This window comes from Prosthecobacter fluviatilis, from assembly GCF_042655725.1.
Classification (GTDB): domain Bacteria; phylum Verrucomicrobiota; class Verrucomicrobiia; order Verrucomicrobiales; family Verrucomicrobiaceae; genus Prosthecobacter; species Prosthecobacter fluviatilis.
This window is the reverse complement of the sequence record NZ_JBHSMQ010000010.1, coordinates 87,372-103,294: the sequence shown is the minus strand read 5'-3', so window position 1 is coordinate 103,294 and position 15,923 is coordinate 87,372. Positions and strand designations below refer to the sequence as shown.

The 15,923-nt window shown below is 60.3% G+C and carries 15 protein-coding genes; 10 read left to right on the top strand and 5 right to left on the bottom strand.

Annotation, left to right across the window (positions count from 1 at the left end; all coding sequences use genetic code 11):
• Positions 1-16: 16 nt before the first annotated feature.
• The gene (gene dnaA / locus ACFQDI_RS21325; protein WP_377170717.1) at positions 17-1,450 is read right to left on the bottom strand and encodes a chromosomal replication initiator protein DnaA; all 1,434 of its coding nucleotides are present in this window, start codon (positions 1,448-1,450) and stop codon (positions 17-19) included.
• A 347-nt stretch (positions 1,451-1,797) separates the two neighbouring features.
• A complete protein-coding gene (locus ACFQDI_RS21320) occupies positions 1,798-2,799 on the bottom strand; it encodes a DUF3500 domain-containing protein (protein ID WP_377170715.1) in 1,002 nt (333 codons plus the stop codon).
• Between the two features lie 246 nt (positions 2,800-3,045).
• Between ACFQDI_RS21320 and ACFQDI_RS21315 the strand changes: the two genes are divergently transcribed.
• From ACFQDI_RS21315 to ACFQDI_RS21285, 7 genes are all read left to right on the top strand, one after another.
• Complete coding sequence (locus ACFQDI_RS21315) at positions 3,046-4,704, top strand: GspE/PulE family protein (protein ID WP_377170713.1); 1,659 nt, start codon at positions 3,046-3,048, stop codon at positions 4,702-4,704.
• 48 nt (positions 4,705-4,752) lie between these two features.
• Positions 4,753-6,417, top strand: coding sequence for a GspE/PulE family protein (locus ACFQDI_RS21310; protein ID WP_377170711.1), 1,665 nt, complete (start codon positions 4,753-4,755; stop codon positions 6,415-6,417).
• Positions 6,418-6,545: 128 nt separating this feature from the next.
• Positions 6,546-7,826 (top strand): type II secretion system F family protein, encoded by a 1,281-nt coding sequence (locus tag ACFQDI_RS21305; protein ID WP_377170709.1) that lies wholly within the window; start codon positions 6,546-6,548, stop codon positions 7,824-7,826.
• A gap of 47 nt (positions 7,827-7,873) precedes the next feature.
• A complete protein-coding gene (locus ACFQDI_RS21300) occupies positions 7,874-8,578 on the top strand; it encodes a type II secretion system protein (protein ID WP_377170706.1) in 705 nt (234 codons plus the stop codon).
• Positions 8,579-8,643: 65 nt separating this feature from the next.
• Positions 8,644-8,991, top strand: a complete 348-nt coding sequence (locus ACFQDI_RS21295) for a hypothetical protein (protein ID WP_377170704.1) — start codon at positions 8,644-8,646, stop codon at positions 8,989-8,991.
• A 92-nt stretch (positions 8,992-9,083) separates the two neighbouring features.
• Positions 9,084-9,878, top strand: coding sequence for a class I fructose-bisphosphate aldolase (locus ACFQDI_RS21290; protein ID WP_377170702.1), 795 nt, complete (start codon positions 9,084-9,086; stop codon positions 9,876-9,878).
• 22 nt (positions 9,879-9,900) lie between these two features.
• The gene (locus ACFQDI_RS21285; protein WP_377170700.1) at positions 9,901-10,548 is read left to right on the top strand and encodes a hypothetical protein; all 648 of its coding nucleotides are present in this window, start codon (positions 9,901-9,903) and stop codon (positions 10,546-10,548) included.
• Here ACFQDI_RS21285 and ACFQDI_RS21280 read toward each other — a convergent pair.
• A complete protein-coding gene (locus ACFQDI_RS21280; RefSeq protein ID WP_377170698.1) occupies positions 10,545-11,408 on the bottom strand; it encodes a DUF3108 domain-containing protein in 864 nt (287 codons plus the stop codon). The genes ACFQDI_RS21285 and ACFQDI_RS21280 overlap by 4 nt on opposite strands.
• 66 nt (positions 11,409-11,474) lie before the next feature.
• Between ACFQDI_RS21280 and ACFQDI_RS21275 the strand changes: the two genes are divergently transcribed.
• Entirely contained in the window at positions 11,475-12,575 is a 1,101-nt protein-coding gene (locus tag ACFQDI_RS21275; RefSeq protein ID WP_377170696.1) for an aminopeptidase, read from the top strand.
• 48 nt (positions 12,576-12,623) lie between these two features.
• Here ACFQDI_RS21275 and ACFQDI_RS21270 read toward each other — a convergent pair whose 3' ends face one another.
• Positions 12,624-13,274, bottom strand: a complete 651-nt coding sequence (locus tag ACFQDI_RS21270) for a histidine phosphatase family protein (RefSeq protein ID WP_377170694.1) — start codon at positions 13,272-13,274, stop codon at positions 12,624-12,626.
• An 85-nt stretch (positions 13,275-13,359) separates the two neighbouring features.
• Positions 13,360-14,391 (bottom strand): class II fructose-bisphosphate aldolase, encoded by a 1,032-nt coding sequence (gene fbaA, locus ACFQDI_RS21265; protein ID WP_377170691.1) that lies wholly within the window; start codon positions 14,389-14,391, stop codon positions 13,360-13,362.
• 264 nt (positions 14,392-14,655) lie between these two features.
• Between fbaA and ACFQDI_RS21260 the strand changes: the two genes are divergently transcribed.
• A complete protein-coding gene (locus tag ACFQDI_RS21260; protein ID WP_377170689.1) occupies positions 14,656-15,498 on the top strand; it encodes a MotA/TolQ/ExbB proton channel family protein in 843 nt (280 codons plus the stop codon).
• Positions 15,495-15,920, top strand: a complete 426-nt coding sequence (locus ACFQDI_RS21255; protein ID WP_377170687.1) for an ExbD/TolR family protein — start codon at positions 15,495-15,497, stop codon at positions 15,918-15,920. The genes ACFQDI_RS21260 and ACFQDI_RS21255 overlap by 4 nt, the downstream gene beginning before the upstream one ends.
• Positions 15,921-15,923: the final 3 nt, after the last annotated feature.

Here is a 15,923-nt window from a genome sequence, read left to right as displayed (position 1 = left end):
CATCTGCCCGTTGACCTCAGCTCTCGCGGATCTTCCCGGCCAGCGTATCCAGCGTGCGTTTGAAGTCGTTGGACCCGTTGACGAGGTTCGAGACGACCTTGCACGCATGGATGACGGTGCCGTGGTCGCGGCCACCGAATTCATCACCGATCTGCACCAGCGGAAGCTTGGTCAGGGTGCGCGTCAGATACATGGCCACCTGGCGGGCTTCGGCGATGTTTTTCGGACGTCGAGGGCCGGTGAGGTCGCTCACCCGCAGATCGTAATGCGTGGCGATGATCCGCTGGATGCGGTCCACGGTCACGGTCTTTGACGGATCTTCATCGATCACATCATGAAGCATGGTCGCCAGCGCGGACTCCGTGGGGACGGTGCCTTCGAGGGAGACGTGGGCTGCCACACGCATGAGCGCGCCTTCCAGCTTGCGCACGTTCACACGGATGCGCTGCGCCATGAAGTCGAGGATCCATGGGTCGAGAGAGACATTGAAGTCGCTCTGCTTGCGGCGCAGGATCGCGATGCGGGTTTCAAAGTCCGGCACCTGGATCTGCGTGGCAAGGCCCCATTCAAAGCGCGAGACCAGACGGCTTTCGAGATTTTTGATCTCGCTCGGCGGGCGGTCGCTGGCGAGGACGATCTGCTTCGCGTTGTTGAAAAGTTCGTTGAAGGTGTGGAAGAACTCCTCCTGCGTGCTGTCCTTGCCTTCGAAGAATTGCACATCGTCGATGAGCAGCACATCCACCTTGCGGTATTTCTGGCGGAACTGGCTGAAGGTCTGGCGCTTGATGGCGTCCACGAACTCGTTGGTGAACTGCTCGGAGGTGACGTAGCGCACATTGGCACGTGGTTTGCGAGCCAGCACTTCCTGGCCGATGGCCTGCAGGAGATGAGTCTTGCCAAGGCCGGTGGCGCCGTGGAAAAACAGAGGATTGTAAATGCGGCCCGGCTTTTCAGCCACCGCCTTGGCAACAGCCACGGAGTAGCTGCTGTTGGGGCCGATGACGTAGCTGTCGAAGTTGAACTTGGCGTTCAGACCCGCTTCGCTGAAGAAACGGATCGGAGCCTGGTCGGCTGCATTGACGCGCGCCGCCTTGAGTTCCGGCATGGGCGCATATGAAACAGGCGCCGGTTCCGTGGCCACATGGAATTCGATGACCGCAGCTTTCCCAGTGACCTCGGCCACCGCGTCGGCCACCGCCACCGTGTGATTGCTCTCGATCCAGAGCTGATGGATCGGGTTGGGCACAGTGATGATGAACCTGCCATCATCCGCAAGGCGGCCGGAGGTGCCGCTGAAGCAACGCTGAAAATTGTCACCCCCAAGGCGTTTCACCAGAACTTCGCACACATGATCCCAGACTGTGGGCACAGGTGTGAACAGTTCCGTGGTTGCATGGGAAGCCGAGCCGTTGAGGGAAGTGTGATTCGAGTTTTCATCGTTACGCGCCATGATGATTTTTCTTGGGAAATGAGGTCGGATTAGGTTGGGAGGAGATGTCTGTAGAAGTTTCAATGGGAGGAATCAGGAGGCCATTGAAGTTCTTTTAAAATGACGATGCTTTGTATGACGAAACCGACACACGAAACAAGCTCTTCTTCGATATATTTTTTGAAGTTTTCATTCCGATAAACAAAACATTCAAAATTTATTTGCATCGAATTGTGAAGATCCCCTCCAAGTGGAGTGAACAAGCTGTGAACAGCCTGCGAATAGATGTGTGCAACCAAAACCGGCACGCTAATTGCGCATATCACCTCATCCGGGGAAAAATTTTCCCCGGTCCGTCGGCACCGGCATCAGTGATCCCGCTTCACATGCTCACCCAGCAGGTCGCGGCCAAAGTCGCCGTCAAAGCTGCGCCACACACTGTGCACATGATTGGCGTCGTTCTGGGTGTTGTCATACTCCAGCAGGAAGGTCTTGCCCTGCACGCGGTAGTAATGCGGCTCACCACGCTCCTTGCCACCAGCCCAGGCAAAGTAGATCGGGCCGCTGTTTTTGAACTCAGCACGCGCAGCTTCGGCGATTTCAGGACGCAGCCTCTCGATATACTCTGAGATCAGGCGCGTCAGCATGCCCTTCTGGGCTTCGTTGAGTTCAGAATCTGGCAGCCCTGCCGGAGCCAGCGGGCTTACTTTGTGCTCGGCGGCGGTGATCATCTCCTTCGGGGCTTCCGTGGCGACAAAGGCGGTCTTGAACTGCTCGGGAGTCAGCGACTTGACCAGCTCGCGGCCCAGCTCTTCCTCGACGCCGAGCACGCGCAGCCCGGTAAGCGGTCCCTGGCGGATTTCACCCGGATTGGTTCCCATGAAAGAAGGCGTGGCACGCAGCATCTGACCGTCTTTGATGGTGAAATTCAACGAAAGGTGATGCCCTTCGACACGCCAGCCCCATGCACCCTTGTCGGCGGGTTCGCCAAAGATGGACACAAAGTACTTTTCAGGATCACGCTTCTCACGGACCGCCGCACGCTTGGATGATTCATCCGCCCCCTCCATCTGGTAGAGCACCTCTTCGAGGCTCATGATCGTCACCGCCTTGGCAGTCCCTCTGAAACTCAGTCCGGTGCTCAGCAGCGCATGGGCCAGCAGTCTCTGCTGCGGCGTCATTTCCTTGAGCGGTAGTCCTTTGCGTTCACGCGGAATAAAGTGCCAGTTTTCACGCTCCTCAGCTGCAAACTCAAAGCAGGCCTTCGCCTTTTGCTCTGGATTCAGCGCCGCCAGAAACACCTTGGCGATGGCGGACATCTGCGTTCCCGCATCATGCGCTCCAGCCGTGCGCGGAGTGAAACCTGACATGGCAAGACAGATGCCGAGAAACGGGACGGATAAACGCTGGGCGAGGTGCATAAGGGTGGTGTGAGTCGTCGATATTGGATGGCAGGGCAAGTCGAACGCTCATTCCTGCGGTGGTTTGTCATTCATTGTCATCAATTTTCATGTTGTGAACGCCGAGACATTGACACTTTCCTGCGTGAGGTTGTAGTCTGAGAATTATCGCAAAATACCTATTTCACGCACCACCCGCCAAGCCGATCCGAATTCATGTACTCCAATGAAGCATACCTCCTCGAACAGCTCCTGGAAACCGGCCAGTTGTCCGAGCGTGACATCCAGCAGGCAAAGACAGGTCTGAAACCTGGAGAGAGCGTCGTCGCAGTTTTGGTCAAATCGGGCGCAGTCTCGGATGAGCAGATCGCACGCACCGTAGCCGTCAGCTCCGGCATGGAGTACGTTGATTTGAACGGCTTCGAAGCCCATCCCAGCCTGAAGTCCCTTGTTCCGCTGGACGTGGCGCAGAAATACAAAATCGCGCCTCTGGGAATGAACGGGAGCACCCTCCAGGTCGCGGTGGCAGATCCTTTCGACTTCGAGACACTCGATGCCCTGCCGCACGTGCTGCAGCCGGACATTGAGTACTACTGCTCCACCCCGGCTTTGATCAAGACGGTGCAGTCCAACATCTATGGCAATGACGCCATCCTCGGCATCACCACCAAGGGCGGAGATCCCTCCACCTCTTCTGACGCAGACGCCCCGGTCATCAAGCTGGTGCAGAACCTCCTGATGGAGGCCTTCAAGCAGAAGGCTTCAGACATTCATGTGGAGCCGCTGGAAAAGGACATCCGCATCCGCTACCGCATGGATGGTGTCCTCGTGGACGTGGAGCATCATCCCAAGCGCCTGCACTCGGCGATCATCGGGCGCCTCAAGATCATGACGGGCTCCATGCAGCTGGATGAAAAGCGCATCCCGCAGGACGGCCGTATCCAGATGCATTTCAACGACAAGGAGATCGACATGCGTGTCTCGATCATCCCCACCAACAACGGTGAAAGCGTCGTCATGCGTGTTCTCGACAAGAGCAGCCTCAAGCTTGGCCTCGTGGACCTGGGCTTCCTCAGCGATGACCAGGCCGCCTTCGAGCAGCTCATCACACTGCCGGACGGCATCATTCTCGTCACCGGCCCCACCGGTTCCGGCAAAACGACCACCCTCTACGCCTGCCTCAACTACATCAACCGACCGGACCGCAAGATCATCACCGTTGAGGACCCGGTCGAATACGAACTCGCCGGCATCAACCAGGTGATGGTGAAGGAGGACGTGGGCATGACTTTCGCCGCCGCACTCCGCGCCATGCTGCGTCAGGCGCCCAACATCATCATGCTGGGGGAAATTCGTGACCTTGAGACCGCCTCCATCGCCATCCAGGCATCGCTCACAGGTCACCTTGTTTTCAGTACGCTCCACACCAACGACGCCCCCAGCGCCGTCGCCCGTCTCACAGACATCGGCGTGAAGCCCTTCCTCACCGCCTCCGCAGTGCGTGCCATCGAGGCGCAGCGCCTCGTCCGCAAGCTCTGCCCGGACTGCAAGCAGCCCGGCAAGCTCTCCTCCCACGAGCTGCGCTCCCTCGGCCTCGAAGCCGCCCAGATGGCGGAGTCCACCATCATGAGCTCCGTCGGCTGCTCCAAATGCCGCCAGCGCGGCTTCCGCGGCCGTATGTCCATCGTCGAGATCTTCAAGATCGATGACGAGGTGCGCGGCATGATCAACCAGCAGCTCACCACTCCCCAGCTTCGCAAACGTGCTCGCGAACTGGGCATGCGCACCCTGCGCGAAGACGGCATCCGCAAGGTGCTCTCCGGCCTCACAACCGCCGAGGAAGTGATCGAGGCCACCATGGCAGACGCAGACTGATCTTCACTCCCCGACTTACCAAACGAACTTCATTTCTTACAGACGACTATGACTCCCCATAATGTGGTAGAGATGCTCAAAGGCCGGGGCGTGATCGACAAAGGTCTCGCCTACGACATCGAGCAGGATTCCGTGCAAAACGGCAAAGACATTGTCCAGGTGCTGCTCTCCTACGGCATTTACACCAACGAAGATGAATTCTGGGCTCAGGTGGCGGATGAACTCGGAGCCGATCACTTCGATCTCGACAATTTTGAGCCGCCCCCCTCCGTGGTGGCCTTGATCCCGGCCGGCATGGCGCGTCTCTACGGCGCCTTCCCCATCACCCTCGACGCCCAGGGACTCCATGTGGCATTTACCGACCCGCTCAACCCTCAGCTGGTGGAAGATCTGCGCTTCGGGCTCGAAAAAACCATCGTGCCCGTGGTCGCACGCCGCAGCCAGGTGCTGACTTTGATCGAGAAATACTACGGTGCGGGCGCTCCCAGCATCGAGGAAATCTTCGGCCAGATGGGCAAGGCAGGCAAAGAGGGCGTCACGGCCGAGGCCGAGGCAAACTCCGCCCCCATCGTCAAATTCGTCGACCTGGTGATGCAGCAGGCCATCAAGGAACGGGCCAGCGACATTCACTTCGAGCCCTTCGAGCGCGAGTTCAAAATCCGCTACCGCGTGGACGGTGCGCTCTATGAAATGGCGCCGCCGCCCATTCATCTGGCCACCTCGATCATCTCTCGTATCAAGGTCATGGCGAACATGAACATCGCCGAGCGCCGCATCCCGCAGGACGGACGCATCATGACCAACGTCGGCGGCAAGCCGGTGGACATGCGTGTCAACTCCCTGCCTACTCAGCACGGCGAGTCCGTGGTGCTGCGCGTTCTTGACCGCTCCTCGATCAACATTGAACTCGAAGCCCTGGGCATGCAGCCCTTCCTCCAGGACTACATCGTCGAGACCATCCACAAGCCCAACGGCATCTTCATCGTCACCGGCCCCACCGGAGCCGGCAAGACCACCACGCTCTACGCCTGCCTGCGCCGCATCAACACCATCGACTGCAAGCTGCTCACCGCCGAAGATCCGGTGGAGTATGAGCTCGACGGCGTCATGCAGGTGCCGATCAACGAGTCTGTCGGCCTCACCTTCGCCAAGGCCCTGCGTTCCTTCCTCCGTCAGGATCCGGACCGCATCATGGTGGGAGAAATGCGCGACCTTGAAACCGCCCAGATCGCCATCCAGGCCTCCCTCACCGGACACTTGGTGCTCAGCACCCTGCACACCAACGACTCTGCCGGAGCCGTCACACGCTTGGTGGACATGGGCGTGGAGCCCTTCCTCGTCTCCGCCACCCTCGAAGGCGTCCTCGCCCAGCGCCTTCTGCGCACCATCTGCAAGAGCTGCCGTGCGCCTTACGAGCCCAGCCTCCACATCCTCAATCAGCTCGGCCTCACACCGTCGGACCTCGGCGGAAAACACTTCTACACCGGCTCCGGCTGCTCAGTCTGTGGCAACAGCGGCTACAAAGGCCGAAAGGGCCTCTACGAGCTGCTCGATGTCACCGACCCCATCCGTGAACTCATCACTGGCCGCGCCCCCTCCATCGTGCTGAAGCAGAAGGCCATTGAGCTCGGCATGGTCACCCTCCGTGAAGACGGGCTGCGCAGCATCTACGATGGCGCCACCACCATCGAAGAAGTCCTGAAATACACCTGATGCACGCCCCTCAGGCCGGCGCGGCAGTCCTGTGCCCCACTGTACATTATTTGATGGACAGAACACCCGCCGTCCCGGTATTCTAAAATTACTCTGAACTAACGCCAACGCCGCCACGACAAGCCCCTATGCCCACGTTTCATTACATCGCCCTGGATCAGAACGGACAGGAAACCGCCGGAGATCTTGACGCTGCCTCCGAGGCAGATGCCATCAATCAACTGCGCCAGTCCGGCCTTTATCCGACCAGCGTCGCGGCGGAAGGTCAGGGTCAGGCGGCAGCCATCAAGAAACGCGTCAAATCGACCTCCAAAGGCAAGACAAAGTCCGTCAAAATCGGCGCGAATGCCAAGGTGAAGAGCAAGAGCCTGATGATTTTCACCCGTCAGCTCGCCACCCTCATCGACTCCGGCCTGCCCCTCCTGCGCGGCCTCACCGTGTTGGGCCGTCAGGAGCCCAATCCGATCATGAAGGCGACCATCAACACTTTGGCGGACAACGTGCAGACCGGCAGCACCTTCTCTGAAAGCCTTCAGCAGTACCCTCGCATTTTCAACAAGCTCTACATCAACATGGTGAAGGCTGGCGAGCTCGGTGGTGTGCTCGAGCTCGTGCTCAACCGCCTTGCTGAATACCAGGAAAAGGCCCAGAAGCTCAAAAACAAGATCGTCGCCGCGATGGTTTACCCCATCATCGTGATGTGCATCGCCGCAGCCATCATGGTCTTCCTCATGATGGTCATCGTCCCCCGCTTCGAAGTCATCTTTGAAGACATGCTCGGCAGCAAGGACAAGCTGCCGGAGCTCACCAAGTGGGTCATCGGCTTCAGCCGCAACATGTTCGAATACAAGTGGATCCTCCTTGGCGGTATTGTCGGCACCGTCGCAGGCTGGCGCGTGCTCGCCTCCACCAAAGGCGGCCGTCGCTGGATCGACCGCACCAAGCTCAAGCTGCCTCTCTTCGGCGATGTGCAGCGCAAGACCGCCATCTCCCGTTTCACCCGCACCCTCGGCACCCTGGTGACCTCCGGCGTCCCGATTCTGCAGGCCCTCAACATCACCCGCGACACCGCAGGCAACACCATCGTTTCAGACGCCATCACCAAGGTGCATGACGCTGTGAAGGAAGGTGAGTCCATGGTCGCCCCCCTGGAGTCCAGCGGCGTGTTCCCCCCCATGGTGATCTCCATGGTGGACGTGGGCGAAGAAACCGGCCAGCTCCCGGAGATGCTCCTCAAGATCGCAGACGTTTATGAAGACGAAGTGGACAACTCCGTCTCCGCGCTCACCTCCATGCTTGAGCCGCTCATGATCGTTGTGCTCGCCCTCGTCGTCGGCGTCATCGTCATGGCCCTCTTCCTCCCGCTCATCGACGTGATCAAAAACCTCAGCGGCGGCGCTGGCGGCTAAGGCCAGGCCTGCCCCCGCCCCCGACAACCCCAACCACTCTTGAAGCCATGAAAACAACTCGCTTCGCCTCGCATTCACGTACACGCGCCTTCACCCTGGTGGAGATGCTCATCGTTGTCACCATCATCTCATTGCTCGCAGCCTTGACCCTGGGTGGCTACACCTATGCCATGCGCTCTTCAAAACGGCGCGTCACCACGGGCACGTTTGAGGCCATCAAGCTTGCCCTTGAACGTTACAACACGGAATTCGGCGAGTATCCGCAGCCTGCGGGCAGCAATCAGATGGTGGCATTCCCTCCTGGCGTGGCCACTTACGACACCTCCGGAGCCGCATGCCTCTACCAGGCCCTCACAGGTGACGGATATGACCAGATCAAAGGCGTCACAGGAGCCTCCTCCAGCGCTGCCGGTGGCAGCGCGGGCGGCTCGTCCGATGGAAAAGTGGAAGGCGCAGCCGAAATCAAAAACAAGATGTTCGTCGAAATTCCCCAGACCATCTTCACCCGGAAAGGCGCCACCTACATCCTCATCGACGGATTCGGCCACCCCTTCCAGTACCTGAAAGCCGCAGCGCCAACCGTCGCCACTGGTGCCAGCAATACCAGCAACAATAACACCACCACCCCGACCACCATCAATTCCACCTATGACCTCTGGTCATATTCTGAAGACGAGCAGAACACCACCAAGCAGAGCATCAGCACCCTCACGGACCCCACGGTGTCCGTCAAGTGGATCAAAAATTGGTAAGGGCTGCTCCAGCATCCTCTGAACACGACATTGGCTGCATGTCATCGGGCAAAGTTTGACGGAGTATGCCCATAGGTCTTGCCATAGCCTCCATTCTTGCACTGTTCATCAGCTTCTGGGCTTTGAACATCGCACGCGACCCAAGTGTCTGGCGGCTTTGGTGGATGGACCTGCTGGGCGTGCTTGATGTGGACTCCAACCGCGAGCAGCGGCGCAGCCAGGAGCGGCAGATGTCCTTCATCTGCTTCATCCTCTTCCTTCTCCTGCTCGCCACCGGGCTCAGTGGTGCCTTCTGGACGGTTGACATCGTGCGAGACCACAAGCGTGACAAAACCCGCTTCGAACGCGACGAGGAAAGCTCCAACCGCGAGATCGAAAAGGTGAAAAGCCAGCCCCAGAGAATCACCCGCTGAGCGGCTGGGCAGCCTCAGGCGGGGCTGGATTTTGGTTTGCACGCGGCCCTCATCGCAGCGATGAACCCTCATACCCCTCCAACCCCGACTCCATGAACCGCCAGGAAAACCTCGAAGCCCTCTTTCGCAACGGCAAGACCGTCATTCTCCCCATTGACCACGGTTGCGCCATTCCCGTGCCCGGTCTGGAAAACCCCTTCCAGCTCATCGATGACGTCAATGAGTTCGTCGACGGCTACGTCATGAACCTCGGTGTGGCTCTCCGTGCCGCCGACAGCCTTGCAGGCAAGGGCATCATCCTGCGCACAGACATTTACAATACCCGCACCACGGGCGAAGGCGCTGGCAGCATCGGCGTCTTTGGCGTCGAAGAAGCGGAAATGGTTGGCGCCAACGCCGTCATGAACATGCTCTACCCTGGTTCCGCCTACGAAAAGGCCAACTTCCAGGAATGCGCAGACCTCATCCGTCTCAGCCTGGACACAGACATCCCAGTCATTCTTGAGTCCCTGCCTTACGCCCTCGGTGCCCCTGAAAAATACACGGTGGAAAATGTCAGCTTCGCCGTCCGCCTTGCCGCAGAGCTCGGCTCTGACGTCGTCAAGACCCCCTACCCCACCAACGGCACTGTCGAAGACTTCCGCCGCATCGTGGGGCAGAGCTTTGTGCCCGTCATCATCCTCGGCGGCGCCGCCATGGGAGACGACGCCGGCCTCCTCAAGATGGTGGAAGATGCCATGGACGCCGGAGCCGCAGGCATCGCCATCGGCCGCAACGTCTGGCAGCACAAAAACCCCGCCGCCATCGCCCGCAGCCTTGCCGCCATCGTGCACGAAGACGCCTCCGCGCTCGAAGCCCTGGCCCTGCTGAAAGAACCAGTGCGCTGAGGCAGTTTCGTCTCCCCCCGCCATGAAACGACTGCTTCTTGCCGCCAGCCTGCTCGCCGCCTCTTCTCTCCACGCACAGCAGCTTCAATCTTTTGACATCAAGGCCGACGACTGGGCTGAAGGCGAGCCGCCCAAGGACGTTTTCGTCGTTGATGGCACCATCAAGATCGCCGCACGCGATGGCAACAAGGCCATCGTGGTGGACCCCAACCCGGTCACCGATGCCAGCGCCCAGCTCGCCATCTCCGCCAGTGGCAATGCCAGCATCGAGGCCCGCGTTCTGGCCATCAAGCGCGGCCGCAGCACCCCACGCTTCGGTGTCAGCGTGCATGGCATGAGCGGCCACCGGCTCATGGTCAATCCAGCCAAAAAATCCCTCGACCTGGTCAAAGGCACCGAGACACTGGCCTCCGTCCCATTTGCCTGGACCAGCGAAGCCTGGGTCAGGATCAAACTCGAAGCCAAAAAAGCAGAAGGAGATGCCTGGACCATCACAGGCAAAGCCTGGCCTGCCGATGCCGCCGAACCCGCAGAGCCACTCATAAAGCACCCTGAAAAGAACCTCAAAGGCCAGGGCAAATGCGCCATCTGGGCCACTCCCTTTTCAGGCGAGCCCGTGTTCTTTGACGACATCAAAATCAGCGTCGAAGCAGCCACCGCCGCTCCTTAAGGCGCAGGCGGAGGCTTCACCGTGATGCTCGCAGGCAGGGCTGCCGTGGCCTCCTTGCCGCTCAGCGTTTCAAACCGGGTCAGCTTCGCAAACATGAACCCGACAAAAACGCTCGCATTCATCTCGATGGGGATGCGCAGCTCGTCGTCAGACACCCAGATGGTCGCCGTTTTCATTTTTTTGTAGGCGCTCAGGGCCAGCGTGGTGCGGTCTATTTTCCGGATCTTCAGCCCCAGCTTGATGCAGGGCCTCTTCTGCCCGCCGTACGTGATGCTCTCACGCCCCTGCACCTCAAACGTCGTCAGATAGGGCGTGTCCCACGGCTGCACCACCCGGGTGATCTTCTGCCCGTCCTTCAGCTCCTGGCTGCGCACATACAGGATCACCGAGAGGATGTCATCCATCGGACCAAAGGGACACACCGCCGTTGACGTGCCCGGCGTCCCCTTCACCGGCCGCACCTCGGTCTCTGTGATGACCCTCTGCCGCTCAAACGACACCCGGTAGCGGCACGTCTCTGCGCTGTCTGTCTCCTGGTGCTGCAGGTAGTGCGCCCGCAGATCTCCCCGGTGCATGATGGAGGTCATCTCACAGTCATACTTCCACAGCGCACGCGCCAGCCCGGTGCTCGCCGCCCCCGCATCAGCGCGCCAGAAATTTCCAGCCTCACGCACGGTCAGCGTGGCCTGGCCCGCCGTCATCACATGGCTCCAGCCCACATCAAAGGTCAGCTTGCAGGGCGGCACCTTGCGCTGTGTTCCGGCAGTGCCGGGCGTGAGTTCCTTGACCCACTCAGGTGTCTGGCCGCAGGTCGCGGAATGGCTCAATACACCGAAAAGAAAGAGCATCAGGTGGCGCATGCCCCCATTATTCCCCCGATTTTCCCTTTTGCCAGCCTGTGTCTTTTCCGCCACAGTCCCCCTCATATGCACGATCCCCGTATTGACGCCCTCTCCCGCCAGCTCGTCCGCTACTCCACCAAGGTCAAAAAAGGCGACCTCGTCTGGATCGACCTCTTCGACGTGCCCAACACCGTGGGCCAGAGCCTCATCCGCGAAGTCGTCGCCGCAGGCGGCATGCCCATGGTCCGTATCAATGACGCCGTCATCACCCGCGAGCAGATGATCCACGCCAGCGCAAAGCAGTACGACATCATCGCCGAAAACAACCTCGCGCTGATGAAGCAGACGGACTGCTACATCGCCGTGCGCGGCAGCCACAACATCACCGAGGCCGCAGACGTCCCTGCCGAGCAGATGAAGATGGTCATGGCCAAGCTCCGCCCCGTGCAGAACGAGCGTGTGAACAACAGCCGCTGGGTCGTCCTCCGCTGGCCCACCGCCTCCATGGCCCAGCAGGCTGGCATGAGCACCCAGGCCTTTGAAGACTTCTTCTTCCGCGTCTGCCTGCTCGACTACGCCGCCCTGATCCCTGCCATGAACGCTTTGAAAAAGCTCATGGACAAGGCCAGGGACGTCCACATCACCGGCCCGGGCACCGACCTCCGCTTCAGCCTCAAGGGTCTCAAAGGCATCGTCTGCGGCGGCGGCCACAACATCCCCGACGGCGAAGTCTTCTCCGCCCCGGTGAAAGACAGCGTCGAAGGCGTCATCAGCTACAATGCTCCCACCATCTACCAGGGCATCGCCTTTGACAGCGTGAAGCTCGAGTTCAGCAAAGGCAAAATCGTCAACGCCACCGCCAACAACACCGCCGCCATCAACAAGATCCTCGACAGCGACGAAGGCGCCCGCTACATCGGCGAATTCGCCATCGGCTTCAATCGTGAGATCAAAGAGCCCATGCGCGACATCCTCTTCGACGAAAAGATCGCCGGCAGCTTCCACTTCACCCCCGGCCAGGCCTACGAAGGCGTCGCCGACAACGGCAACCGCAGCCAGGTGCACTGGGATCTCGTCAACATCCAGCGCCCCGAATACGGTGGCGGCGAAATCCGCTTCGACGGCAAGCTCATCCGCAAGGACGGCAAATTCGTCGTGCCTGAGCTCAAGCCGCTGAACTACTAAAGTTGCCCAGTTGCGCCGCAACTGGTCTGAAGACACTCCAGTAGCAGCTCAACTGGCCTGCATGATCGGCGGCTGAAAGTTCAGCAGCTCGATCTCCACCGCATGCTTCCTGTCCGGCAGCAGCTCCACCAGGCTGATGCTGCCGTACTCGATGTTAAAGTGCGCCAGGTGCGCCAGCGGCACCTCCAGCAGCAGCGCCAGGATCACGCGGATGATCCCGCCGTGGCAGTACACCGCCACCTTCCCGTGCGGATGCGCATGAATGATCTGCAGCATGCTCTCGCGCACGCGCGCCTTCAGGCTTTCGATGTTCTCGCCATTCGGCAGGCCGTTGCTCTCGATGATCTCCAGCCAGTCAAAGGCGCTCATCCCAAACTTCGTCTGCACCTCGTCCCAGCGGTTTCCCGTCCAGTCGCCAAAGTCCATCTCTCGCAGCCCAGTCAGGATCTGCGGCTCCAGCCCGCGCTGTGCGGCCAGCGGCGCCAGCGTCTGCTGCACGCGCAGCATCGGGCTGGCATACAGCGCGTCCAGCTTCGTGTCCTTCAGCCACTCCGCCGCCGCCTCCCCCATCTTCAGGCCGCGCGGAGACAGCGCCATGTCGATTCGCGATCCACCAAACACCTTGTGGTACTTCTCCTCCACCTCTCCGTGGCGGATGAGGTAGATCTGCATGGGATGACCGGGGAGATGAGATTTCACGGCTGGAATAAAGTGAGTGGAGTGAAAAGACAGAAGGCAGCGCCTTCACGCTGCCTTCCGATGGAGTTGATGAAGACGCTGAGGCTTAGACCGTGCCAAAGATCGTCTTGCCCGTGCTCAGCAGGTCGTCACAGGCTTCCTTCATGCGGTCGCAGAGGCCCTGCTCGCCCTTCTTGAGGTAGCTGCGGGGGTCATAGGCTTTCTTGTCGCCCACTTCGCCGTCGATCTTGAGCACGCCGTCGTAGTTCTTCATCATGTGGCCCACGATCGGGCGCGTGAAGGCATACTGGGTGTCGGTGTCGATGTTCATCTTGATGACGCCGTAGCCCAGCGTCTCGCGGATTTCTTCCAGCGGAGTACCGGAGCCGCCGTGGAAGACCAGGTCCATCTCGGCTGCCGCGCCGTACTTGGCGGTCACTGCGGCCTGGCCGTCGCGCAGGATGGTGGGCTTCAGCTTCACCGCGCCGGGCTTGTAGGCGCCGTGCACGTTGCCAAAGGTCGCGGCAAACATGAAGCGGCCGATGCCGTTGAGCGTCTCATACACCGTCAGCATGTCTTCAGGGGTGGTGTACAGCTTGTCATTGGCCACACCGGAGGTGTCATGGCCGTCTTCCTCGCCGCCGACCACGCCGGCTTCGATTTCGAGGATGATGTCCAGCTCGGCACACTGCTGCAGCAGTTCCTTGGACACACGCATGTTTTCTTCCAGCGGCAGCTCGGAGCCGTCAAACATGTGGGAGTTGAAGAGGTTGCCCTTGCCAGCCTCGCGGCGTGCCTTGGTGGCGGCCAGGAGAGGCTTCAGGAACTTCTCCACATTCTTCGGATGGCAGTGGTCCGTGTGCAGGGCCACCAGGATGTCATAGCGGGCGGCCAGGATGTGCACAGCCTCGGCCAGAACGATGGCACCGAGGGCCATGTCCTTCACGGAAGTGCCAGAGGCGAACTCGCCGCCCCCCGTGGAGACCTGGATAATGCCGTCAGACTTGGACTCCGCAAAAGCCTTCAGCGCGCCGTTGATCGTGGGCAGGGAGGTGACGTTGATGGCGGGATAGGCATATCCACCCTTCTGGGCGGCATCAATCATGGCACGGTACTGGGCGGGTGTGGCTACGGGCATCTTAGGGGGTGTGTTTGGGTGTTGAGTCCCCGAGGGAAGCAAGAAACGGGCCGGGTGCAAGAAGCGCTTCGTATTCAGCAGGCATGAACAAACCTCTCATTGCACCTATGGCCCCTTGAGGCTGAGATTCGCCGAGTGTCTCCATGACACCCCAAACCGCAGGCGCTGGCTCCGCACCGCATCATTCTGCCCGCACTCGTCTGTTGACGCCAGACTATTAAGGTCTTTTAACTAGCAGCATTCTTTTCCCTCGCAATGCCGCCCATGGAATCCTTCATTTCTCCCGGCCTGCAGTATGGCCTCGAACACAGCACCCTGACCTGCTGGATCATCTGCGGCATCCTCGCGCTTTTCTCAGTCACCAGCTGGGCGGTGATCTTGAGCAAGCACTTCCTGCTCTCCCGGGTGCACAAGGCAAACCTGTCCTTTCTGCGCGAATATCGTGAGAGCAACCACGCCTTGGAGCTCTACCAGCAGCGCGAGCCCCATGAGTTCTCCTCCTTTTATCACATCTACCATGCGGCATGCCGTGAGATGTCATGGTACCTGCTGGGCGAGGATGAACCCGGCACGACGTTCGCCGCCCGGCTGCAAGGCGCAGGCCGCATCACCCCCTCCCAGATGAGCGCCGTGCAGGTGGCGATGGAGCGCAGCGTGGCGGAGGCGGCTCTGCGGCTCGAAGCCCGCATGGGCTGGGTGGCCACCACCCTGAGCAGTGCCCCCTTTCTCGGCCTCCTGGGCACCGTCTGGGGCATCCTCGACACCTTCAGCACCCTGACATCCGCAGGCAGCACGGCCACTCTCGCCACCCTGGCGCCCGGCATCACCACGGCGCTCGTCACCACCGTGCTGGGCCTCCTCGTCGCCATCCCCAGCATGGTCTGCTACAATGCCCTGGTAAACCGCATCCGCGGCATGGTGGTGCGGCTCGACAACTTCGCCAGTGAGCTCAACGCCGGCTTTGACCGCACCTTTGTCGATCATCGCTTCAGCAACGAAGCCCTCCCCAGCATGAGCGCACTCGGCAGCCCTTCCATGCCCGCCTTTGCAGGCACCAGCTCCTCTCCCCTGCCCTCGCCAAAGCACGCCGTCCACGCCCGCGCATGAACCGCCACTCCAACAGGCATCAGCTCCGCCTCATCACCGAGATCAGCATCACCCCTTTGATGGATCTGGTGCTGGTGCTGCTGTTTGTGTTTCTGCTGGCAGCCCCCTTGCTCAAGGCTGACAAGGCCATGCTCGACGCCGTAGCGCCTCCTCCACCCGCACCAGCCGGCACCCCGCCCCCTGGCGAGATGATGACCCTGCTGGTGAACAGCGATCAGTCCGTCACACTCAACGGCGCGATGCTGGCTCGCGCAGACCTGCCCGTTTCCCTCAAACAGCTCGCCCAGAGCAAACCCGGCATCGGCATTGAAGTGCGCATGCACCGCGACCTCCCAGTCCAGCAGCTGGTGGAAACGATGCAGCTGCTCGAGGCTGCGGGCATTCAAAAAACTGCCGTCACGACCCATGCTGACGCCCCCTGACAG

Excerpts from the sequence above, each read along its gene's own strand:
- dnaA (WP_377170717.1), bottom strand. The coding sequence starts at position 1,450 with ATGGCGCGTAACGATGAAAACTCGAATCACACTTCCCTCAACGGCTCG.
- ACFQDI_RS21320 (WP_377170715.1), bottom strand. The coding sequence starts at position 2,799 with ATGTCAGGTTTCACTCCGCGCACGGCTGGAGCGCATGATGCGGGAACG.
- ACFQDI_RS21315 (WP_377170713.1), top strand. The coding sequence starts at position 3,046 with ATGTACTCCAATGAAGCATACCTCCTCGAACAGCTCCTGGAAACCGGC.
- ACFQDI_RS21310 (WP_377170711.1), top strand. The coding sequence starts at position 4,753 with ATGACTCCCCATAATGTGGTAGAGATGCTCAAAGGCCGGGGCGTGATC.
- ACFQDI_RS21305 (WP_377170709.1), top strand. The coding sequence starts at position 6,546 with ATGCCCACGTTTCATTACATCGCCCTGGATCAGAACGGACAGGAAACC.
- ACFQDI_RS21300 (WP_377170706.1), top strand. The coding sequence starts at position 7,874 with ATGAAAACAACTCGCTTCGCCTCGCATTCACGTACACGCGCCTTCACC.
- ACFQDI_RS21295 (WP_377170704.1), top strand. The coding sequence starts at position 8,644 with ATGCCCATAGGTCTTGCCATAGCCTCCATTCTTGCACTGTTCATCAGC.
- ACFQDI_RS21290 (WP_377170702.1), top strand. The coding sequence starts at position 9,084 with ATGAACCGCCAGGAAAACCTCGAAGCCCTCTTTCGCAACGGCAAGACC.
- ACFQDI_RS21285 (WP_377170700.1), top strand. The coding sequence starts at position 9,901 with ATGAAACGACTGCTTCTTGCCGCCAGCCTGCTCGCCGCCTCTTCTCTC.
- ACFQDI_RS21280 (WP_377170698.1), bottom strand. The coding sequence starts at position 11,408 with ATGCGCCACCTGATGCTCTTTCTTTTCGGTGTATTGAGCCATTCCGCG.
- ACFQDI_RS21275 (WP_377170696.1), top strand. The coding sequence starts at position 11,475 with ATGCACGATCCCCGTATTGACGCCCTCTCCCGCCAGCTCGTCCGCTAC.
- fbaA (WP_377170691.1), bottom strand. The coding sequence starts at position 14,391 with ATGCCCGTAGCCACACCCGCCCAGTACCGTGCCATGATTGATGCCGCC.
- ACFQDI_RS21260 (WP_377170689.1), top strand. The coding sequence starts at position 14,656 with ATGGAATCCTTCATTTCTCCCGGCCTGCAGTATGGCCTCGAACACAGC.
- ACFQDI_RS21255 (WP_377170687.1), top strand. The coding sequence starts at position 15,495 with ATGAACCGCCACTCCAACAGGCATCAGCTCCGCCTCATCACCGAGATC.